The sequence below is a fragment of the Falsiroseomonas selenitidurans genome (assembly GCF_012103215.1).
Classification (GTDB): domain Bacteria; phylum Pseudomonadota; class Alphaproteobacteria; order Acetobacterales; family Acetobacteraceae; genus Falsiroseomonas; species Falsiroseomonas selenitidurans.
The window spans coordinates 21,846-42,070 of sequence record NZ_JAAVNE010000007.1 but is presented as its reverse complement, the minus strand read 5'-3'; the positions used below and the strand labels follow the sequence as shown (position 1 = coordinate 42,070).

17 protein-coding genes are annotated in these 20,225 nt (G+C 72.7%); 5 read left to right on the top strand and 12 right to left on the bottom strand.

What is annotated here, in order from left to right:
* Positions 1–60: 60 nt before the first annotated feature.
* The 5 genes from HEQ75_RS06335 to HEQ75_RS06315 all read right to left on the bottom strand — a co-directional run bounded on the left by HEQ75_RS06335 (position 61) and on the right by HEQ75_RS06315 (position 5,617).
* Entirely contained in the window at positions 61–1,671 is a 1,611-nt protein-coding gene (locus HEQ75_RS06335; protein WP_168028353.1) for an FAD-dependent oxidoreductase, read from the bottom strand.
* A gap of 51 nt (positions 1,672–1,722) precedes the next feature.
* Positions 1,723–2,274 (bottom strand): demethoxyubiquinone hydroxylase family protein, encoded by a 552-nt coding sequence (locus HEQ75_RS06330; RefSeq protein ID WP_168028351.1) that lies wholly within the window; start codon positions 2,272–2,274, stop codon positions 1,723–1,725.
* A 43-nt stretch (positions 2,275–2,317) separates the two neighbouring features.
* Positions 2,318–3,445 carry a DNA polymerase III subunit beta gene (gene dnaN / locus HEQ75_RS06325; protein WP_168028349.1) on the bottom strand — a complete coding sequence of 376 codons (1,128 nt, stop codon included), beginning with the start codon at positions 3,443–3,445 and terminating at the stop codon, positions 2,318–2,320.
* Between the two features lie 113 nt (positions 3,446–3,558).
* Positions 3,559–4,614: an arginase family protein gene (locus HEQ75_RS06320; protein ID WP_168028347.1), complete on the bottom strand. Its 1,056-nt coding sequence runs from the start codon at positions 4,612–4,614 to the stop codon at positions 3,559–3,561.
* A 196-nt stretch (positions 4,615–4,810) separates the two neighbouring features.
* Positions 4,811–5,617: a gamma-glutamyl-gamma-aminobutyrate hydrolase family protein gene (locus tag HEQ75_RS06315; protein ID WP_168028345.1), complete on the bottom strand. Its 807-nt coding sequence runs from the start codon at positions 5,615–5,617 to the stop codon at positions 4,811–4,813.
* 218 nt (positions 5,618–5,835) lie between these two features.
* Here HEQ75_RS06315 and HEQ75_RS06310 point away from each other — a divergent pair, with 218 nt between their 5' ends.
* Entirely contained in the window at positions 5,836–6,804 is a 969-nt protein-coding gene (locus tag HEQ75_RS06310) for a Bug family tripartite tricarboxylate transporter substrate binding protein (protein ID WP_235961340.1), read from the top strand.
* 61 nt (positions 6,805–6,865) lie between these two features.
* Here HEQ75_RS06310 and HEQ75_RS06305 read toward each other — a convergent pair whose 3' ends face one another.
* Complete coding sequence (locus HEQ75_RS06305; RefSeq protein WP_168028343.1) at positions 6,866–7,693, bottom strand: FkbM family methyltransferase; 828 nt, start codon at positions 7,691–7,693, stop codon at positions 6,866–6,868.
* 167 nt (positions 7,694–7,860) lie between these two features.
* Here HEQ75_RS06305 and HEQ75_RS06300 point away from each other — a divergent pair, with 167 nt between their 5' ends.
* Positions 7,861–8,007, top strand: coding sequence for a hypothetical protein (locus HEQ75_RS06300; protein WP_168028341.1), 147 nt, complete (start codon positions 7,861–7,863; stop codon positions 8,005–8,007).
* Here the strand turns inward: HEQ75_RS06300 and HEQ75_RS06295 are convergent.
* Together HEQ75_RS06295 and HEQ75_RS06290 are read right to left on the bottom strand one after the other, a co-directional pair.
* A complete protein-coding gene (locus tag HEQ75_RS06295; RefSeq protein WP_168028339.1) occupies positions 7,977–8,447 on the bottom strand; it encodes a DUF488 domain-containing protein in 471 nt (156 codons plus the stop codon). The two genes, HEQ75_RS06300 and HEQ75_RS06295, sit on opposite strands and share 31 nt — an antisense overlap.
* A 2-nt stretch (positions 8,448–8,449) precedes the next feature.
* Positions 8,450–10,771, bottom strand: coding sequence for an NADP-dependent malic enzyme (locus tag HEQ75_RS06290; protein ID WP_209318377.1), 2,322 nt, complete (start codon positions 10,769–10,771; stop codon positions 8,450–8,452).
* A gap of 216 nt (positions 10,772–10,987) precedes the next feature.
* On the opposite strand from HEQ75_RS06290, the gene mutS reads away from it, so the two are divergent.
* From mutS to HEQ75_RS06275, 3 genes are read left to right on the top strand one after another with little or no spacing between them, the layout of a single operon-like run.
* Positions 10,988–13,693 carry a DNA mismatch repair protein MutS gene (mutS, locus tag HEQ75_RS06285; protein WP_168028563.1) on the top strand — a complete coding sequence of 902 codons (2,706 nt, stop codon included), beginning with the start codon at positions 10,988–10,990 and terminating at the stop codon, positions 13,691–13,693.
* A gap of 5 nt (positions 13,694–13,698) precedes the next feature.
* Positions 13,699–16,485, top strand: a complete 2,787-nt coding sequence (locus HEQ75_RS06280; RefSeq protein ID WP_168028337.1) for a [protein-PII] uridylyltransferase — start codon at positions 13,699–13,701, stop codon at positions 16,483–16,485.
* Between the two features lie 60 nt (positions 16,486–16,545).
* Entirely contained in the window at positions 16,546–17,241 is a 696-nt protein-coding gene (locus HEQ75_RS06275; RefSeq protein ID WP_168028325.1) for a DUF4410 domain-containing protein, read from the top strand.
* A gap of 7 nt (positions 17,242–17,248) precedes the next feature.
* On the opposite strand, the gene HEQ75_RS06270 is transcribed toward HEQ75_RS06275, so the two are convergent.
* From HEQ75_RS06270 to HEQ75_RS06255, 4 genes are read right to left on the bottom strand one after another with little or no spacing between them, the layout of a single operon-like run.
* Positions 17,249–18,037: a (Fe-S)-binding protein gene (locus HEQ75_RS06270; protein WP_168028323.1), complete on the bottom strand. Its 789-nt coding sequence runs from the start codon at positions 18,035–18,037 to the stop codon at positions 17,249–17,251.
* Positions 18,038–18,047: 10 nt separating this feature from the next.
* On the bottom strand, positions 18,048–18,746 hold the full coding sequence (dnaQ, locus tag HEQ75_RS06265) for a DNA polymerase III subunit epsilon (RefSeq protein WP_168028321.1): 699 nt from the start codon (positions 18,744–18,746) through the stop codon (positions 18,048–18,050).
* 3 nt (positions 18,747–18,749) lie between these two features.
* Positions 18,750–19,331 carry a dephospho-CoA kinase gene (gene coaE, locus HEQ75_RS06260; protein WP_168028319.1) on the bottom strand — a complete coding sequence of 194 codons (582 nt, stop codon included), beginning with the start codon at positions 19,329–19,331 and terminating at the stop codon, positions 18,750–18,752.
* Complete coding sequence (locus tag HEQ75_RS06255; protein ID WP_209318376.1) at positions 19,328–20,167, bottom strand: shikimate dehydrogenase; 840 nt, start codon at positions 20,165–20,167, stop codon at positions 19,328–19,330. The genes coaE and HEQ75_RS06255 overlap by 4 nt, the downstream gene beginning before the upstream one ends.
* Between the last annotated feature and the right edge of the window lie 58 nt (positions 20,168–20,225).

The window sequence follows — 20,225 nt, the reverse complement described above, 5'->3', positions numbered from 1 at the left end:
GGAAGCAGGATTCGCCACGAAACGCATACGATCTACACTTGGCATCGGGGCGATGCCGGGTCAGCCATTCCGCTGCGCCAGCCGCAGCCCCGCCACATGGCCCCAGGCCATGTAGGGCCCGATGGTGGTGCCGGTGCCGACGCCGCGGGTGCCGAGCGGATTGGCCGAGGAGGCGCCGGCCGCAAACAGCCCGGCGATGACGCTGCCATCCGGCCGCAGCACCTCCGCCTGGTCATTGGTGCGCGGCCCGCCCTTGGTGCCCAGGATGGCGCGGTTGAAGGGCATGGCGAGGAAAGGCGCGCGGGTGATCGCCTCCAGCCCGCCGCGCCGCCGCCGGTCGCCGCTGGCGGCGGCATCGGCGGCGGAGGGGCGCCCGAATTCGGCATCCTTCTGCGCCGCGCAGGCCGCGTTGTAGCGGGCCACGCTGGCCTCCAGCGCCGCCGGGTCCAGTCCGATCCGCGCCGCCAGGGCGGCCAGGCTGTCGGCCTGCCGCAGCCAGGCCGGATCGTCCTGCGCCGCCCAGCGGGCCGGCGGCAGGCGCTCCAGCAGCCGCGCATCGGCGATCACCCAGCAGGGCAGGTGGCGCGGCTGGCCGGCGGCGTCGCGCGCATCCATCGCCTCGCCGATGTTGAAGGTGAGTTCGTTCACGAAGCGGACGCCGTAGCGGTTCACCAGGATGGCGTTGGGCTCGGTGTGGAAGGGCACCGGGCGGGCCATCAGCCGGCCCTCATGCCGCACCGGCACGGCCGGCGTCAGCGTCGCCTGGTCCATATGCGCCAAGGCGGCGCCGGCCGCTTCCGCCAGGCGATGACCGTCGCCGGTGTTGCCGGGCGGGCTGCCGAGATAGTCCACCGGCCCCGGGAAGTGCCGCTCCAGCCGCACCGCATCCCACTCGAAGCCACCGGTCGCGATCACCACGCCGCGCCGCGCGCGAAGGGTGCGGCGCCGGCCGCCCTGCTCCACCACCGCGCCCGTCACCGCACCGGATTCATCCTGCACCAGCTCGACCGCCTGCGCCGAATGCTCGATCCGCACGCCCGCATCCAGGCAGCCGCGCACCAGCCCGGTGATCAGCGCCGTGCCCTTGCCACGGCTGTTCGTCAGCAGCCGCCAGGCCAGCCTCGGCCACAGCCGCAGCGCGGTACGCCAGGGGTGGTGGTACAGGTCCGTCTCCACCGCCTCGTGATAGGTGAAGATCTCCGGGATGGTGGAGCGCCGGATGCGAAACGCGAAGCGCCCGGCCCGGAAGCGGCTGAGCGGCAGGGGCGAGAGCATGCGCCCGCGCGGCTTCGCCCCCGGCAGGTGGCGCAGCGGGTCGCCTTCCGGTGTAAGACGGAAGCGCAGCGGCGAATGCGCCTCCACGAAGCGCAGCATGGCGGGGGAGGCGGTGACCAGGCGCTGCCACAGCGCATCCTCGGTTTCGGCCCAGCCCTCCGGCGCCGCGGCGCGGATATAGGCCAGCGCCTCCGCCGGACTGTCGGCGATGCCGGCGGCTTCCGCGTGGTGGTTGGCGGGGATCCAGGTGCCGGCGCCGGACATGGCGCTGGTGCCGCCGATCCGGTCGGTCTTTTCCAGCACCAGCACGCGCAGCCCGGCCACGGCGGCGGTCAACGCCGCGGTCAGCCCGGCCGCGCCGCTGCCCAGCACCAGCGCGTCCACCTCGTCTTCCACGCCCGAACCCCCGACATGCCGGGCCGGTTCAAGCACGGAATCGGGCCGCGGCTAAATCCGCCGTGCCGCCTGCACCGCGGCGGCGGAGCCGGTGCCGACCAGCCAGGCCCAGCCGCGCAGCAGGGCGCCGGCCGGTCCATCGGCCGCCTCCCGCGCCTCGTCCCGGTGGTGCACTTCCTCCGCCTGGCAATGCGCCAGCAGGGCGCGGATTTCCGGATGGCTGCGCTCCGCGTCCAGGCGGTCGATCTGCGCCTGGTAGTGATGGTCCACGAAGGTTTCGACGGCGTCGATGGTGGCATAGACCGCGCGGTTGCCCGCCAGGGCCGGCAGCGCCCCGGTCAGCCAGCCGGCCACGCGCCAGATCGGCAGCAGCCGGCTGCGCTGGGCCGGCGGCAGCAGCCCCTCCAGCAGGTCCAGATGCCCCTGTTCGGTGGCGCCATGGCGGGCGGCGAAATCCCGGATGGCGGGGTCCCGGGCGAAGGCGAGGATGCCGCGATAGATCATCACCGCGCCGGTTTCCCCGGCATGGTCGGAGCGGAGCTCGCCGACCAGCCAGTCGGGCAGGTGGAGGGGCCGGGCGGCGGCGGGGGGGATGTGGTTCATGGCCGCCCGGAGATGGCCCGGGCGGTGCCGACCACAAGCCGGATCAGACCCGCATCGGCATCAGCACATACAGCGCCTCGGGCTTCGCGCTGTCGGTGACGATGGTGGGGGCGGAGCCGTCGGAGAAGCGGAACTCCACCGTCTCGGCGATCTGGTCGGTGATGTCGTTCAGGTAGCGCGCCTGGAAGCCGATCTCGAGCGGGGTGGATTCGTACTGCACCACGTCGCCATCCAGCTCCTCCTGCGCCTGGCCCAGCTCCGCGCTGGCGGCCGACAGCAGCAGGTGGTTGCGGTCGATGGACAGCTTCACCGGCCGCGACCGTTCGCTGCTGATGCCCGCCACGCGGCCGACAGCCTCGGCGAAATGCTTCTTCTGCACCCGGAGGATCTTGTCGTTGCCGCGCGGGATCACCCGCTCATATTCCGGGAAGGTGCCGTCGATCAGCTTGGAGGTCAGCTGCACGGCGCCGAGGGTGAAGCGGATCTTGGTGTCGGACAGCGCCACCGCGATCTCGTCCTGCACCTCCTCCGCCAGCTTGCGCAGCTCGTTCACCGTCTTGCGGGGGATGATGACGCCGGGCATGCCCTCGGCGCCATCCGGCAGCGCCTCCTCCACCCGGGCCAGGCGGTGGCCGTCCGTCGCCACCGCGCGCAGCACCTTGCCGCCCTGGGCTTCCGTGGCGTGCAGGTAGATGCCGTTCAGGTAGTAGCGCGTCTCCTCCGTGCTGATGGCGAAGCGCGTGCTGTCGATCAGGCCGCGCAGCAGGGCGGCGTTCAGCATGAAGCGGTGCGGCAGCTTGCCCTCGGTCATGGAGGGGAAGTCCTCCACCGGCAGCACCGCCAGCTTGGCATCGAAGCGGCCGGCGCGCAGCGTCATCTGCGCGTCGCCGCCCGGGTGGTCCAGCTCCAGCTTGGCGCTGTCGGGCAGCTTGCGGACCAGCTCGAACAGCGTCGCCGCCGGGGCGGTGGTGCGGCCGGTGCGGCCCACCGTCACCCCCGGCACATCCTCCACCACCGCGATCTCCATGTCCGTCGCGGTCAGGCGCAGGCCACCCTCGCGGGCTTCCAGCAGCACATTCGCCAGGATCGGGATGGTGTTCCGCCGTTCGACGACGCTCTGCACATGCGCCAGCGCCTTGAGCAGCACCGCCCTGTCGACCGTGAATTTCATGGCACCTGGATTCCCGACATCTGGCGGCGACAGGCCGACCCCTACCCGCACCGCGCGGGTTGGCATTCTAACAGGCGGGAATCCCGAGTTGAAGGCCCGGACTCCCGCCGATTTCAGCCTTCGCCGCCTCGGCGGAACGAGGGCGCGCGCAGCAGCAGGCACAGGATCTGGAACATCGCCTGGGCGCCGATCTGCGCGGTCGCGGTGCCGGAATCGTATTGCGGCGCCACCTCCACCACGTCGCCGGCCACCACATCCAGCCCGGCCAGGCCACGCAGCAGCGCCAGCACCTCCCGCGGGGCCAGGCCGCCCACTTCCGGCGTGCCGGTGCCCGGCGCGAAGCCGGGGTCCACCGCATCCACGTCGAAGGAGACATAGATCGGCCCGGTCGCCACTTTGCGGGCCCGTTCCACCACGGCGGGGAGGCCCATCTCCGTGACCTTGTGCATCTCGATCAGGGTCATGCCGCTGACGGCCGAGAATTCCCAGAGATAGCCGGCGCCGCCGCGGATGCCGATCTGGATGGTGCGGTCCGGGTCCAGCACGCCGTCCAGCACGGCCTGGCGAAAGGGGCCGCCATGGTGGAAACGGGTGCCCTCATACGGCCCGCCCGTGTCGGCATGGGCATCGATATGCACCATCCCCAGGGGTCGCCCCGCGCCGAGCGCCTTCAGGATGGGCAGGCTGATGGAATGGTCGCCGCCGGCCGCCACGGTGCGGATGCCGGCCTGGTGCAGCGCCCTGAAATGCGCCTCGATATCCGCATGGCAGCCCTCGAGCGAAAAGCGCGAGGCCATGGGCACGTCGCCGATATCGGCCACGCGCGCCTCGGTCAGCGGCGCCATGTGCAGGGCAGGCTCATAGGGCCCGATGCGCTCCACCCCACGGATGGCGCGCGGCCCCAGCCGGGCGCCGGCGCGGTTGGTCACGCCGAGGTCCATCGGCACCCCCACCAGCCCGATATCGGGCGGATCGGCCAGCGGGTCGGCCTGGAAGCGGGCGCCGCAGAAGCTGGCCAGCCCGGCGAAGGGCCAGGCGCGGCGGTCGCCGGTGAACTGGCTTTCGATGATGCGGCGGAACAGCGGGTCCTGCGTCTCCGGCGCCGTCTCCGCCTCCCCGCCCTCCGGCGCGAAGCGTGCCTTCAGCGCCGCCAGCCTGGCCGCATCCATCGCCACTGCCTTCCAACGCAAAGCGCCCGGTCAGGGGGGTGACCGGGCGCCATGCTGTTCACTTCCGATCGGAATGGTCGGGCGAGCCGGCAGGGGAACCGGGCCGCCGCCGGCGATAGTCGGCCGGCCGGGCCATTGTAGCGCGTCCGCTGCGCCCGGTGCAAAACCTTCTCCGGCCCGGCGGCCGGCAGGCGCTTCACGCCGCCGCGCGCCGCGCCGCCTGTTCGGGCCGTCGGCCGGCCGCCCAGGCGGCGACCGCGGTGCCGAAGGCCTCGAAGATGGCGCGGCTGCGCGCATCCTGTTCCCAGTCATATTCCGGGTGCCATTGCACGCCGCAGCAGAAGCCCGGCGCCTCCGCCAGCCGCACCGCCTCCACCGTGCCATCCGGCGCCCAGGCCTCCGCCACCAGGCGCGGCGCCAGGCGGCAGATGCCCTGGTTGTGCAGCGAATTCACCGGCACCGCCTCCGGCGCCACGCGCAGGCCGGCGGCGGCCCAGAGCCGCGCAAGCTGGCCATCGGGGGCGATCCGCACCGCATGCGCCTTGCCGGTCCGCACCCCGGGCAGCTTCTGGTCGGAGGGCGTGGAATGATCGATGCGCCCCGGCAGATCCTGGATCCGCTGGTCCAGCGACCCACCCAGCGCCACATTCAGCTCCTGGAAGCCGCGGCAGATCGCCAGCACCGGCAGGCCTTCCGCCACCGCCGCGCGGATCAGCGGCAGCGTGGTCGAATCCCGCTGCACGTCTTCCGGCGTGCCTTCCGCATGGGCCGGGCCGTCGTAGAAATCCGGATGCACGTTGGACCGGCTGCCGGTCAGCAGCAGGCCGTCCAGCCGCGGCAGGATGTCCGGCACCAGGGCCTCCCCGGCCGCGGGCAGCAGCACCGGCACGGCGCCGACCGGGCCGAGCGACACCCGAACATAACTGTCGGACGCCGCGTGGTTCGGCGTGCCGAAGATGCCGAAGGCTTTGACACAGCAGGAAATACCGACCATTGCGCGCATTCCGCGAATGTCATCCCTGGACATGGCAGGATCAAGACAAAGTTGGGGGGATGCGATGCGCAGCCTGCGCATGGCAGACCCGGCCTGCCGCCGGAACGGGCTTCCGGCGCCCGTTTTTTCGGCGCAACCGCCGCATCCGCCCGCCGGCGCCGCAAGGCGCCTGTTGCGCGCGGCACGCCAGCCCGCATGATGGCCCCCGACAGGCGGAGGCAGGTTGCATGTTCGGTCGTCGCGAGGTTTTGGCTGGGTTGGGCATGGCCGGGCTGGCCGGCCAGGCCCGGGCGCAGGGCAGTTGGCCGGAACGGCCGATGCGCTGGGTGGTGGGCTATCCGCCGGGTGGCGCCTCCGACGCCTTCGCCCGGCTGATCGCGGCGCAAATGACGCCGCGGCTCGGCCAGAACGTGCTGGTGGAAAACCGCCCCGGCGGCGGCGCCGTGCTGGCCAGCGACCTGGTCGCGCGCAGCCCGGCCGATGGCTATACCTGGATGCATGTCGACAACGGCATCCTGGTCTACAATCCGGCGCTCTACTCGCGCCTGCCCTACAACCCGGACCGCGACTTCACCGGCGTCGGCTTCATCGGCCGCTTCCCGCTCTACATCGTGGTGCGGCCGAACGACCCGGCCACCGATTTCACCGCGCTGGTCGCGGCGTCGAAGACCCGGGCGCCGACCTATGGCACGCCGGCCGTCGCCTCCCCGCACCACCTGGCGATGGAGCTGGTGAAGCGGCGCACGGGCCTGGCGGCGGAACACGTGCCCTATCGCGGCGGCCCGGCGGCGATGCAGGACCTGCTGGCCGGGAATGTGGACGTGGTGGTGATCGACACCGCCACCGGCACCCCCTTCATCCGCGATGGACGCGTGCGCGCCCTGTGCGTGATGAGCGAGGCGCGCAGCGCGCTGTTCCCGCAGGTGCCCACCCTGGTGGAGCTCGGCTTCGCCGACACCGTGGCCTATGGCTGGCAGGGGATGAGCGTGCCCACCGGCACCCCCGCCCCCGTCATCGCCCGCCTGGCGCAGGAGATGGTGCGCGCCATGACCTCCACCGATATCGCCCGGCGGCTGGCCGACCTCGGCATCGAGTACCAGCCCTGGACGCCAGCCGAATTCGCCGCCTTCGTGCAGCGGGAGAATGCGCTGTGGCGGCCGCTGATCCGGGAGCTGGGCATCCGCCTGGACGGGTGACGGGCAGGCCGCCGCGCCTCGCCGGCACACGAGGGGGCCGCCTTCGTGCCGCCGGTGATGGTCAGTCGATCGGCCGGCGGGACAGCAGCAGGTCGGCATGGGCGATGCCGGCCAGGCTGCCTGGGGCCAGCGGGCGCAGCCCGTCCGGTGTCACTTCCTGCGCATGCACCAGGCCCTGGTCGCGCAGCCAGGCTTCGAAGCCGGCGATCTCGCCGCGCGCGCCCATCATGTGGGCATCCCATTCCGTCACCATGACCAGGCCGGGGGAGCGGCGGATCAGCGCCTCCGCCCCGCGCAACGCCAGCGGCTCGCTGCCCTCGCAATCCAGCCGCATCAGGTCCACGGCCGGCAGTTCCGCCAGCGCGTCGTCGATGCGCACGCCGCGCGCCTCGAAGCGTTCGGGGTAGCCGGCGACGGTCTCGGCGAGCGCCACATGGCCGCTGCCGATATGCTGGGGATGCACCGCGAAGCCCACCCGCCCGGGCTCGTCCAGCGCGGCGGCGGCGTGCACCGTGACGCGGTCGTTGAAGCCGTTGACGGAGAGGCTGTCGCGCAGCAGCGCCAGCACCCGGGGATTCGCCTCGAAGGCATGCACATGGCCCCGCGGCCCCACCGCCTGGGCCATGGCCAGGGTATGGTAGCCCATGCTGGCGCCAACCTCGACCACCTGCGCGCCCGGCCGCAGCAGCCGGCGCAGCAGCCGTTCCACATGCCGCTCCCACTCCCCGGACAGCGCGATGTGCGGCGTCATGCCCACGTCGCGCACATCCAGGAAGATCTTCAGGTTGGAGTGGGTCAGTGCCACCGCGCGGTTGCCGAGGAAGCAATAGGTGGTGCGGGCGGGCCTGGCCGGGCCGGCGCGGCGGGGGGAGAACAGGCGTCGCAGCACGCGTCAGGCCACCTTCCGGTCGGATCAGGCCGCGAGCATAGCCCCGCGCCCCGCCGGACCAAACCCCGCCTCCGCAACAAGCGGTTAAGGCGAGGCTGCGAAACTGTCACATGGCACGATGCCGCTGGACGCCAGGAGGGCGAACCCGAACCCGGGAGCCCCCCGTCATGTCCGCAACCCTGACTGCAGAAAGCCTCGCCCCGCTCGCCTTCCGCGCCCGCACCCCGGTGCGCGACTTCCTGCGCAACCTGCGCCGCTGGCTGACCTACCGGCCGGAACGCCGCTACCTCGGCGGCAAGCCGCCCAGGGGCTGAGGCTGCTCCGCGGGGTGGAGATGGGCAAAGGGCAGGCCCACCGCCTCCGCCACCAGGGTCCGGTGGCACTGCGCCGGGTCTGCCTCCAGGCACAGCAGGCAGACCGGCTCCGCCGCCGCCCGGTCGCGCAGTGCCGCCAGCGCAGCCTGCGCCTCCACCCCCGCCAGGCGGGCGGCGAAGATGCGGCGCATTTCCGCCGGCCGGCCGGCCCGCGCCGCGACGCGGCCTTCCGCCGGCGTGCCCAGCGCCGGCACGTGCAGGTAGCCGATGCCGGCCTCCTCCAGCGCCGCGCCCAGCGCCCGCTTGGCGAAGCCCGGCTTGCGGCTGTTCGCCAGGGCGCGGACATCGACCAGCGTGGCGATGCCCGCCTGGCGCAGCGCGCCGAGCAGGCTGGCGGGCGTCGCCGCCTCGTACCCGATGGTGAACAGCCGCGCCGCCATGGCTATTTCGGCAGCGCGGCGTGGGCGGCCAGGCAGGCGATGTCGAGGATCTGGTTCACCCCCGCCTCCATGCCCACGATCTGCACCGGGGCGGACAGGCCCATCAGCAGCGGGCCGATGGTCTGCGCGCTGGTCAGCCGCGGCGCCGCCTTGGTCAGGATATGCGCGGCGTGCAGGCCGGGCATCACCAGCACATTGGCCGGGCCGGTCAGGCGGCAGAACGGGTACAGCGCCGCGCGCAGCCCCGGGTCCAGCGCCACGTCGGCGGCCATTTCGCCGTCATATTCGAAATCCACCTGCCGCTGGTCCAGCAGCTTCACCGCATCCCGCACATTGCCCGGGATGCTGCCCTTCGGGTCGCCGAAGGTGGAGAAGGCCAGGAAGGCGACGCGCGGCTCATGCCCCAGGCGGCGCGCCGCGGCGGCGGCGCGCGTGGCGATCTCGGCCAGCGTCGCCGCGTCCGGCCGTTCATGGATCGCGGTATCCGCCACGAGGACGGTGCCGGACCGCCGCGCCAGCATCAGCGTCAGCCCGAACAGCACCGTATCCGGCGCCGGGTCGATCGCCGTCAGCACGCCTTCCAGCGTCTGCGCATAGCTGCGCGTGGCGCCGGTGACCATGGCATCCGCATCGCCGGCGGCCACCATGCAGGCGGCGAACACGTTGCGGTCCAGATTCACCAGTCGCTGGCAGTCGCGCAGCAGGAAGCCCTCCCGCTGCTTGCGGGCATAGAGCCAATCCGCATAGGCGCGGTTGCGGTCCGACAGCCGCGCATTGTGGATCTCGATGCCATCCGGCATGGCGATGCCGAGGCCGGCGACCGTGGCATTCACCCGGTCCTCCCGCCCCACCAGCACCGGCGTGCCGTAGCCGGCGTTGCGGAAGGCGATGGCGGCGCGGATCACACGCTCCTCCTCCCCTTCCGCGAAGACCACGCGGCGCGGGTTGGACTGCACGCGCTCGGCGATCGCCTCCATGGCCTGGGCGGTGGAATCCAGCCGCCCGGCCAGGTCGCGCGCATAGCGGTGCAGGTCGATGATCGGCTTGCGCGCCACGCCGCTGTCCATCGCCGCCTTGGCGACGGCGGGCGGGATGCGGCTGATCAGGCGCGGGTCGAAGGCGTTGGGGATGATGTAGTCCGGCCCGAAGCGCAGGCCGCGCCCGGCCCCGGCGCCGGAAACCTCCTCCGGCACATGTTCGCGCGCCAGCAACGCCAGGGCGTTCGCGGCGGCGACCTTCATCGGGTCGTTGATGGTGGAGGCGCGGACATCCAGCGCGCCGCGGAAGATGAAGGGGAAGCCGAGGACGTTGTTGACCTGGTTCGGATAGTCGCTGCGCCCCGTGGCGATGATGCAATCCGGCCGCACCGCGCGCGCCTCGTCCGGCGTGATCTCCGGGTCCGGGTTGGCCATGGCGAAGATGATCGGGTGCGCGGCCATGGAGCGCACCATCTCCGGCGTCACGGCGCCCTTCACGGACAGGCCCATGAAGCAATCCGCGCCTTCCATGGCCTGCGCCAGGGTGCGGCACGGCGTGTCGGCGGCATGCGCCGACTTCCACTGGTTCATCCCCTCCGTCCGGCCGCGATAGATCACGCCCTTGGTGTCGGCCAGGATGACGTGCTGCGGATGGATGCCCATGGCCTTCACCAGCTCGGCGCAGGCCACCGCCGCGGCGCCGGCACCGTTGATCACCAGCTTGACCGACTTCAGGTCGCGGCCGGTCAGGTGGCAGGCGTTGATCAGGCCGGCGGCGGCGACGATCGCCGTCCCGTGCTGGTCATCGTGGAACACCGGGATGTCCATCAGCTCGCGCAGCCGCTGCTCGATGACGAAGCATTCGGGCGCCTTGATGTCCTCCAGGTTGATGCCGCCGAAGGACGGGCCGAGGTAGCGGACGCAATTGACGAAGGCGTCCACATCCTCCGTGTCCAGGCACAAATCGATGCCGTCGACATCGGCGAAGCGCTTGAACAGCGCGACCTTGCCCTCCATCACCGGCTTCGAGGCCAGCGCGCCGAGATTGCCCAGCCCCAGCACCGCCGTGCCGTTGCTGATGACAGCGACGAAATTGCCCTTGCTGGTGTAGTCGTAGGCCAGCGAGGGGTCCTTGTGGATGTGCAGGCAGGGAAACGCCACGCCGGGGCTGTAGGCCAGCGACAGGTCGCGCGCCGTGGTCAGCGGCTTGGTCAGCCGGATCTCCAGCTTGCCCGGCCTTCCCTCGGCGTGCATCGCCAGCGCTTCCTGCTCCGTGATGCGGGCGGTGCGGGTATCAGCCAGCGCCTCGCCCGGTTCCTTGCCCGGTTCCTTGCGCGCGTCATCCATGGTGTCGTGTCTTCCCCAACTCGCTTCCCCTCTTCATCGCAGCCTCCGGCGAGCCTGGGAAGACAGCCGCTTCGCAGCTGCGTTGCCGGGCTTTGGCGGGTTAAGCGGCAGGCCCTTCGCAGGCGCGGCGCGGCGGTCTATCGATGGACGGTGAGCGATCCGCCCCGCATTCATCCCATCGAAGGCAGCGCCACGCCGCGCGCCGCTCGGGCAGAAATTCCGCGCGCCGAAGGCGCGACCCCCGCGCTCGCGCAGTGGTTCACCGCGAAGGCCGCGCATCCGGATGCGCTGGTGTTCTTCCGCATGGGCGATTTCTTCGAGATGTTCTTCGGCGATGCCGAAACCGCCTCGGTGGCGCTGGATATCGCGCTGTCCTTCCGTGGCGAGCATCGCGGCCAGCCGGTGCCGATGTGCGGCGTGCCGGTGCATGCCTGGGAAGCCTACCTCGCCCGGCTGATCCGCCAGGGCTACCGCGTCGCCGTCTGCGACCAGATGGAAACGCCGGAGCAGGCCAAGAAGCGCAAGGCGCCGACCATCCGGCGCGAGGTGTTGCGCGTCGTCACCCCCGCCACGGTGACGGAGGATGGCCTGCTGGACGCTGCCCGCCCCGCCTGGCTGCTGGCGCTGGCCGAGGCGGAAGGCGGTCTCGGCGCCGCCTGGGTGGATGTCTCGACCGGCGGCTTCGAGACCATGGCCCTGGCCCGGGACGACCTCGCCGGGCTGCTGGCGCGGATCGAGCCGGTGGAGGCGGTGGCGCCGCCCGACCTCGCCGCCCTGCCAGCGCTGGCGCAGCGCCTGCCCGGCCGCATCGCCGAACGCGCCCCGCCGCGCGACCCTGGCCGCCTGCTGCGCGATGCCTTCGAGGTGGCGACGCTCGACGGCTTCGGTCGCTTCGCGGCGGCGGAGCTGGCGGCGGCCGCGCTCGCCGTCGCCTATGTCCGGGAAACCCAGGCCGGCGCCCTGCCGCGGCTGGACCCGCCGCGGCCGCAGGCGGGGGCGGCCGGCACGCTGGCGCTGGATGCCGCGACGCGCCGCAGCCTGGAGATCCTGCGCGACCAGCGCGGCGGGACGGAGGCGACGCTGTTCGCTGCGGTCGACCGCACGCTGACCGCCGCCGGGGCGCGGGAACTGGCCGGCCGGCTTTCGGCGCCGCTGGCCGATGCGGCGGCGGTCGCCGCGCGGCATGACGCGGTGGATTTCCTGCTGGGCGCGGAAGCCACGCGCGGCGCGCTGCGCGCCACGCTGAAGGGCGCGCCGGACATGGCCCGCGCCCTGGCCCGCCTGGCGGTGGACCGCTTCTTCCCGCGCGACCTGGCCGCGCTGGCCAGCGGCTTCGCGCGGGCCGAGGCCGCCGCCGCGGCGATCGCGGACGCCCCCCTGCCGCCGCCGCCCGCCATCGCCGCCGCCGGCGCGGCGCTGCGGCTGGACCCTGGCTTGCCCGAGGAATACGCCCGCGCCCTGAACACCGAAAAAGTGCCGGCGCGGCTGGAGGATGGCGGCGTCATCGCCGCCGGCTACGACGGCGAGCTGGATGCCCTGCGCCGCCTGCGCGACGGGGCGCGGGAGGCGATCGCGGCGCTGCAGCTGGACCTTGCCCAGGCCTGGGGCGTCGCCAGCCTGAAGATCCGCCATCACCAGCAATTCGGCTTCCTGGCGGAAATGCCCGCCGCCGCCGGGCAGAAGCTGGTGCAGGCGCCGCCCGTCGCCGCCGGCCAGCCGCATGGCCCCATCCTGCGCCAGACCATGGCGAACGCCATGCGCTTCACCTGCCCCGCCCTGGCGGAGCTGGACCGCAAGGTGGCGGAGGCCGGGGAACGCGCTGCGGTGCGGGAGCGCGCCTGCATCGCCCATCTCAAGCGCCTGGCGCTGGAACAGGGCGGCGCCATTGCCGCCGCGGCGCGCGCCCTGGCGGAGCTCGACCTGCACGCCGCCGCGGCGACGCTGGCGGCAGAGGGCGGCTGGTGCCGGCCGGAGATCGCGGAGCGCCCGGAATTCCACATCGCCGCCGGCCGCCACCCGGTGGTGGAGGCGATGCAGCGCCGCGCGCGCGGCGCGGCCTTCGTGCCGAATGATTGCGACCTGTCGCCGGGCCGCCGGCTCTGCCTGCTGACCGGGCCGAACATGGCCGGCAAATCCACCTGGCTGCGGCAGAATGCGCTGATGGTGGTGCTCGCCCAGTCGGGCCTGTTCGTGCCGGCGGCGCGCGCCCGGATGGGGCTGGTGGACCGGCTGTTCTCCCGCGTCGGTGGCGGCGACGACATCGCCGGCGGACGCTCGACCTTCATGGTGGAGATGGCGGAGACGGCGGCGATCCTGAACCAGGCGACGGCGAACAGCCTGGTGGTGCTGGACGAGGTCGGCCGCGGCACCGCCACCTGGGACGGTCTCGCCATCGCCTGGTCGGTGCTGGAGGCGCTGCACGACCGCATCCGCTGCCGCGCGATCTTCGCCAGCCATTTCCATGAGCTGACCGCCCTGGCGGGGCGCCTGCCGGAATTGCAGCTGGCGCGGATGCAGGTGCGGGAATGGCGTGGGGAGGTGGTGTTCCAGCATCTGGTCGGCCCCGGCGCCTCCGAACGCTCCTGGGGCGTGCATGTGGCGCGGCTGGCCGGCGTGCCGCGCCCGGTGCTGAAACGCGCGGCGGAGGTGCTGGCGGCGCTGGAAGCCCGTGCCCGCGCCGGCGGGCGCGACGCGCTGGCCGAGGAGCTGCCGCTGTTCGCCCCCCGCCCCCCCGCCACCCCGCCCTCCCCCCTGCAGGCGGAGCTGGAGGCGCTGGACCCGGATTCGCTCTCCCCGCGTGAGGCGCAGGAGGCGCTGTATCGGCTGAAGGCCCTGGCGACATTGCCGCACGATTCCTCGCCGGAAGTTTCCGCAGCGCAGCAAGAGAACCCTGTTGCGCCGCAGGGCGACACGGTAGTGTGACAGGAATGACCGCCAGCCTCGGCCAACCGCCAACCCCGGCGGCCGCTCTCGCCCTGCCAGCCGAACCGCCCGAGGTCCTGCCGGACCTCATCGCGGGGCTGGTGGAAGGGGGGCGGCCCGTCCCGCGCGACACCGCGCTCGGCCTGCTGCGCCGGCAGCTCGGCCGCGTCCAGGGCCGCGTGCAGCGGGCCTTCGAGGCGCATGACCTCTCCGGCCTCGGCGCCGCCCGATGGCTCGCCGCGCTCACCGACGGCATTGTCGCCGCCATCCACAGCTACACCCTGGCCAGCTGCGCCAACCCCGACGCGCCGGCGGAACCGCCCTTCGCGCTGATCGCCACCGGCGGCTACGGCCGCGGCGTCCTCGCCCCCTATTCCGACATCGACCTGCTGTTCCTGTCCGACCAGCCGCTGGGGCCGCAGGGCAGGCGCTCCGTCGAATTCCTGCTCTACCTGCTGTGGGACCTCGGCCTGAAGGTGGGCCACGCCACCCGCACGCTGGGCGAATGCGTGGAGGATGCGCGCGGCGACGTCACCATCCAGACGGCGCTGATCGACGCCCGCTTCCTGGCCGGCGAACGCCCGGTTTTCGAACGCTTCACCACCGCCTTCCTGGCCGCCCGCAAGGCCAGCGGCCTGGCCCCCTTCCTGGCCGCGAAGCGCGCGGAACGCCAGGCGCGGCACGCCCGCTACGGCGAAAGCCCCTTCCTGGTGGAACCCCATGTGAAGGAAGGCCGCGGCGGGCTGCGCGACCTTCAGACGCTGTACTGGCTGGCCCGCCACGCCTTCGGCGTGCAGCGGATGCCAGAACTGGTCGGGGCGGATTCTCCCGGCGGCGGGCTGCTGACCCCGCAGGAAGCGCGCGCCATCCGCCGCGCCTGGAACTTCCTGTGGACCGTCCGCTTCCACCTGCACTACGTCACCGGCCGGGCCGAGGAGCGCCTGACCTTCGACCTGCAGCCCGTGGTCGGCGCCCGCATGGGATACACCCGGCATGGCGTGCAGGACGGCGTCGAGCGCTTCATGAAGCACCTGTTCCTGACGGCGCGGGACGTGGTGCGCCTGACGCGGCTGCTGGAACCCGCGCTGGAACGCGCGGCCTTGGGCCCGCCCGCCGTGCTGCCCGCCGGCGACGCGGCGCTGTCGCAGGCCGGGATGGCGCTGGCCGACGGAAAAGTGCTGTTCGCGCCAGACCGCAACATCGCCGCCGACCCGGCCATCATGTTGCGCCTGGTGCGCGCCGCGCGCGACCGCAACCTGGAGATCCACCCCCTCGCCCACCGGGCGCTGATCCGCAATGCGCGCTACGCCGTGCAGCTGCGCGACAACCCGCCCGCCAATGCGCTGTTCCTGGACCTGCTGACCGGCCGCGACCCGGCCCGCACCATGCGCGTGCTGAACGAGGTGGGCTTCCTGTCCCGCTTCATGCCGGACTGGGCGCGCATCGTCGGCCTGATGCAGTTCGACACCTACCATGTCTTCACGGTGGAGGAGCACACGATCGAGGCGATCGGCGTGCTGGGATCCCTGGAGCGGGCGGAGTTGAACGAGATCGCGCCGGTGGCGTCGGAGCTCATCGGCCAGATCCAGTCGCGCCGCGCGCTGTATGTCTCGGTCCTGCTGCACGATATCGCCAAGGGCCGCGGCGGCGACCATTCGGAACTCGGCGCCCAGGTGGCGCAGGAGATCTGCCCGCGGCTGGGCCTGTCGCCGGAGGAGACGGAGACCGTCTCCTGGCTCGTGCTGAACCACCTGCTGATCAGCCAGACCGCCTTCAAGCGCGACATCGACGACCCCAAGACCATTCTGGACATTGCCGAGACCGTCCAATCCCCCGAACGGCTGCGCCTGCTGCTGGTCCTCACGGTGGCCGACATGCGCGCGGTGGGGCCGAAGGTGTGGAATGGCTGGAAGGCGACGCTGCTGCGCGAATTGTACTGGCGCGTGGCGGAAGTGCTGGCCGGCGGGCTTTCGGTGCCGGAACGCGACACCCGCGTGGCCCGCGCCCGGGCCTCCGCCGCCGCCCTGCTGACGCACCAGGCGAAGGCGGACACGGACCATTTCCTGGGCCTGGGCTACCCCGGCTACTGGCTGTCCTTCGACCCCGAGACCCATGCCCGCCACGCCGAGATGATCCGGGAGGCGGAGGCCGACCAGGCGCCGCTGACCGTGCGCAGCCGGGTGATCGAGGCGCGTTCCGTCACCGAGGTGACGGTCTATTGCTCCGACCACCCGGGCCTGTTCAGCCGCATCGCCGGCGCGCTGGCCGTGGCCGGCGCCTCCATCGTCGATGCGCGCATCCACACCATGACCAACGGCATGGCGCTGGACACCTTCTGGGTGCAGGACGCCGCCGGCGGCGCCTTCGACGCACCGCACCGCCTGGCGCGGCTTTCCGTGCTGATCGAGCAGGCGCTGTCGGGCCGGCTGCGGCTGGAGGCGGAGATCGCTAAGGTGCGGCGCGAACCGGCCCGGCTGCGCGCCGTGACCATCCCGCCGCGGGTGGTGCTGGACAACCATGCCTCCAACACCCACACCGTCATCGAGGTGAACGGCCGCGACCGGCCGGGGCTGCTGCATGCGGTGACGGCGGCGATCAGCGGCCAGGGGCTGCAGATCGCCAGCGCCCACATCACCACCTATGGCGTGCGGGCGGTGGACGTCTTCTACGTGAAGGACGTGTTCGGCCTGAAGGTGGAGAACGAGCGCAAGCTGGCGGCGCTGCGCAGCGCCCTGCTGGTGGCGCTCGGCGCGCCGGACCTGCCAAGCGATGGGGCGGTGCGCGTGGTGTAGTCGCTACACTTCCTCAACACCTGCCTGCGCCAATGCGGGCCTTCACCAAGGGCTGCCCGCATGACCCGACTGCCGATCCTGCCGACCCTCGCCCTGGCCGGGCTTCTGCTCGGCGCCTGTTCCCAGGCGCGGGTGGAGCCGATGGCCGCCGCGCCGGCCGGCACCGCGCAGGCCGCGCCCCTGCCCCGCCCGGCGCAGATCGCCGTGGCACCCTTCACCCTCGACCCCGCCCGGGTGACGCTGGATTCGGCGCCGCTGCTGCGCGCCCGCCGCGCCATGGGTGGCGACGACACCGCCGCCCGCCAGGCCGCCGCGGCGGAAGCCGTGGCCGCCTTCCGCACCGCGCTGGTTGCCGCGCTGCGGGAGAAGGGATTTGCCATCGCCGAGCCCGGCGCCGCCACCGCCCTGCCGCGCCTGGTGGTGGGCGGCCAGTTCACCGCGCTGGAGGAGGGCAACCGCGCCCGCCGCGCCGTGGTCGGCTTCGGCCTCGGCGCCAGCCGCGTCGCCGGCGCGGCGGAGCTGACCTGGCAGGATGCCGCCGGCAGCCGGGTGGTGGACCGCTTCACCCTGGATGCCGACAGCGGCAGGATGCCCGGCGGCGTGCTGGGCGCCGGCCGTGGCGCCGGGCTGGTGGTGGCCGGCACCGCCATCCGCGGCGCGGTGGGCGAGGCGCGCGGCCCGCAGGAGATCGGCAAATTGGCCGAAGGCGCGGCGGAACGCATCGCCGCCTATGCCACGGCGCAGGGCTGGCGTTGAGGCGGGGCTACCCGCCCTTCGCCATCCCGCTTGGCGTCATCCCGATCGGCGCCACCTCATCCGTCATCCCGGCCAGCACCTCGGCCACGTGGCGGACCTGCACCGGCGAGCCTTCCCGGGACAGCTTGCCCGCCATGTTCAGCAGGCAGCCGAGGTCGCCGGCCAGCAGGGTGTCGGCGCCGGTGGCGGCGATGTCTTTGGTCTTGTCGCCGACCATCCGGGTGGAGATGTCCGGATACTTCACGCAGAAGGTGCCGCCGAAGCCGCAGCACAGCTCGCTGTCCCCCATCTCCCGCAGTGCCAGGCCGGGGATGCTGGCCAGCAGCTTGCGCGGCTGCGCCTTCACGCCCAGCTCGCGCAGGCCCGAGCAGCTGTCGTGATAGGTGACGATGCCGTCGAAGCCGGCCGGCACCTGCGCCAGGCCGCGCACATCCACCAGGAAGGCCATCAGCTCGAAGGTCTTGGCGGCCAGCGCTTCGGCACGGCCGCGGTAATGCGGGTCGTCCGCGAACAGCCCGGGATAATGATGGCTGAGCATCCCGCCGCAGGAGCCGGAAGGCACCACGGTGTAGTCATAGGGCAGGAAGGCATCCACCACGCCGCGTGCCAGATCGGTGGCGGTGGCGCGGTCGCCGCTGTTGTAGGCGGGCTGGCCGCAGCAGGTCTGCACTTCCGGCACCACCACCTCGCAGCCTGCCTGTTCCAGCAGCTTCATGGCGGCGAAGCCGACCGAGGGGCGGAACAGGTCCACCAGGCAGGTGACGAACAGCGCAACGCGGGGACGGGATGCCGACATGGCCGGGAGCCTAGTCCAGCGCCGCGCCCAGCGTAAGCCACAGCGGGTCCTTCAGGCGCTTGGCCACGAAGGCCGCATGCGCCTCCCGCTCCGCCGGGCTGGGGGTGATGGGACGCGGCGTGCGCGCCACCGGCGCCACCACGATCGCGCCAGGCAGCGCCGGGCGGCTGCTCGTCGCCGCCAGCTCGAAGCCCGGCTGCTTGCCGCCCATCAGCTCGAGGAACACCTCGGCCAGCAGCTTCACGTCGAGCAGCGCGTTGTGGCTGGTGCGCATGGAGTTATCCACGCCCAGCCGACGGCACAGCGCATCCAGGCTGTTGGGCAGGCCGGGGTAGCGCCGCTTGGCGAGCGCCAGGCTGTCCACCATCCGCGACCGGTCCAGCCGCGGCCGGCCGGCGCGCACCAGCTCGGCATCCAGGAAGCCGAAATCGAAGGGCGCATTGTGGGCGATGATCTCGGACTCGCCCAGGAAGGCCAGCATCGGGTCGGCGATGTCGCGGAACAGCGGCTTGCCGCGCAGCATCTCCGCCGTCATCCCGTGCACCCGCGTGGCTTCCTCCGGGATGTCGCGCTCCGGGTCGACCAGCTGGTGGTAGGTCGCGCCGGTCGGCATGAAGTTGAAGATCTCGATCGCCGCCACCTCGATCACCCGGTCGCCGGAGGCGGGGTCGAGGCCGGTGGTCTCGGTATCCAGCACGATCTGGCGCATGGGCTACAGCCTTCCGACCAGGGCGCGGATCTGCCGCTGGGCATGGTGGCGGGAAAGGCCGGTCTGCACCACCGCATCCGCCTTCCGCCGCTTCTGCGCATCCGGCATCTGCCGCGCCAGGATGGCGGCCAGGCGGTCCGGCGTCATCCCCGGCCGGCGCAGCACGCGGGCGCGCTGCACGGCGGCGGGGGCGGAGACCACCAGCACCAGATCCACCCGCCTCTCCCCGCCGGTTTCCAGCAGCAGGGGGATGTCGAGCACCGCCAGCCTGTCGCCCCGCCGGCGGCCGGCGGCCAGGAAGCGCCGTTCCGCGCGGCGGACCAGCGGGTGCATGATGGCTTCCAGGCGCTTCAGCGCCGCGGGGTCGCCGAGCACGCGGGCGCGCAGCGCCTCCCGATTCACGCGGCCCTGGGTGGTGGTGCCGGGGAAGGCGGCCTCCACCGGCGCCACCGCCGCGCCACCGCGGCCCTGCAGCGCATGCACCGCCGCATCCGCGTCGAATACCGGGATGCGCAGGCGGCGGAAGGTGTTGGCGGCGGTGGACTTCCCCATCCCGATGCTGCCGGTCAGGCCGATGACCTTCATCGCAGGAGGTCGGCCGCGACGAAGGCCCGAAGCTCGGCATCCACCACCGGCGCCACGCCGAACCATTGCTCGAAGCCCGGCCGCGCCTGGTGCAGCAGCATGCCGAGCCCATCCACCGCGCGCAGCCCGCGCGCCCGGGCCTGCGCCAGCAGGGGCGTTTCCAGCGGCACATAGACCATGTCCGCAACCACGGCGGTGGGTGGCAGCGGCGCCAGGTCGATCTCGAGCGGTGGCTCCCCCTCCATGCCGAGGGAGGTGCCGTTGACCAGCAGCGCCAGGCCATCGAGCCGCGGCGAGTCCGTCACCTCAACCGGCCCGCCCAGGTCGCGCGCCAGCGCCTCCGCCCGTGCCGGGGTGCGGTTGGCGAGGATCAAGCGCGGGCAGCCGGCATCGAGCAGCGCCGCGGCGACCGACCGCACCGCCCCGCCGGCGCCGAGGATCAGCGCCGGGCCGTCGGTCGCCTGCCAGCCCGGCGCCTGCTCCCGGATCGATTCCAGGAAGCCGTAGCCATCCGTGCTGGTGCCCTCGATCCGGCCATCCTCCCCGAAGAACAGGGTGTTGACCGACCCGGCGCGCCGCCCCACCGCATCCACCGCATCGCACAGCGCATAGGCGGCTTCCTTGTGCGGGATGGTGACATTGGCCCCGGCGAAGCCCAGCCGGGCCAGCGCGCGCACCGCCTCGGCGAAATGCTCGGGCCGCACCGGCAGCGGCAGGTAGGCGCCATCGATGCCATGCCGCGCCAGCCAGAAGCCGTGCAGCCGGGGGGAACGCGAATGCGCCACTGGCCAGCCCAGCACACCGGCCTTGCGCGCTTTTCCGGACAGGATGTTCATCACCCGATCCAGTGCCTCCACCGCCCGGCCCGGTCAATGGCACCCCCCCTCTTTCCCG

What these genes read in the sequence shown, in the direction of transcription:
- HEQ75_RS06330 (WP_168028351.1), bottom strand. Translation starts at nt 2,274, where the DNA reads ATGAACCACATCCCCCCCGCCGCCGCCCGGCCCCTCCACCTGCCCGAC.
- dnaN (WP_168028349.1), bottom strand. Translation starts at nt 3,445, where the DNA reads ATGAAATTCACGGTCGACAGGGCGGTGCTGCTCAAGGCGCTGGCGCAT.
- HEQ75_RS06320 (WP_168028347.1), bottom strand. Translation starts at nt 4,614, where the DNA reads ATGGATGCGGCCAGGCTGGCGGCGCTGAAGGCACGCTTCGCGCCGGAG.
- HEQ75_RS06315 (WP_168028345.1), bottom strand. Translation starts at nt 5,617, where the DNA reads ATGCGCGCAATGGTCGGTATTTCCTGCTGTGTCAAAGCCTTCGGCATC.
- HEQ75_RS06310 (WP_235961340.1), top strand. Translation starts at nt 5,836, where the DNA reads ATGTTCGGTCGTCGCGAGGTTTTGGCTGGGTTGGGCATGGCCGGGCTG.
- HEQ75_RS06300 (WP_168028341.1), top strand. Translation starts at nt 7,861, where the DNA reads ATGTCCGCAACCCTGACTGCAGAAAGCCTCGCCCCGCTCGCCTTCCGC.
- HEQ75_RS06295 (WP_168028339.1), bottom strand. Translation starts at nt 8,447, where the DNA reads ATGGCGGCGCGGCTGTTCACCATCGGGTACGAGGCGGCGACGCCCGCC.
- HEQ75_RS06290 (WP_209318377.1), bottom strand. Translation starts at nt 10,771, where the DNA reads ATGGATGACGCGCGCAAGGAACCGGGCAAGGAACCGGGCGAGGCGCTG.
- HEQ75_RS06280 (WP_168028337.1), top strand. Translation starts at nt 13,699, where the DNA reads ATGACCGCCAGCCTCGGCCAACCGCCAACCCCGGCGGCCGCTCTCGCC.
- HEQ75_RS06275 (WP_168028325.1), top strand. Translation starts at nt 16,546, where the DNA reads ATGACCCGACTGCCGATCCTGCCGACCCTCGCCCTGGCCGGGCTTCTG.
- HEQ75_RS06270 (WP_168028323.1), bottom strand. Translation starts at nt 18,037, where the DNA reads ATGTCGGCATCCCGTCCCCGCGTTGCGCTGTTCGTCACCTGCCTGGTG.
- dnaQ (WP_168028321.1), bottom strand. Translation starts at nt 18,746, where the DNA reads ATGCGCCAGATCGTGCTGGATACCGAGACCACCGGCCTCGACCCCGCC.
- coaE (WP_168028319.1), bottom strand. Translation starts at nt 19,331, where the DNA reads ATGAAGGTCATCGGCCTGACCGGCAGCATCGGGATGGGGAAGTCCACC.
- HEQ75_RS06255 (WP_209318376.1), bottom strand. Translation starts at nt 20,167, where the DNA reads ATGAACATCCTGTCCGGAAAAGCGCGCAAGGCCGGTGTGCTGGGCTGG.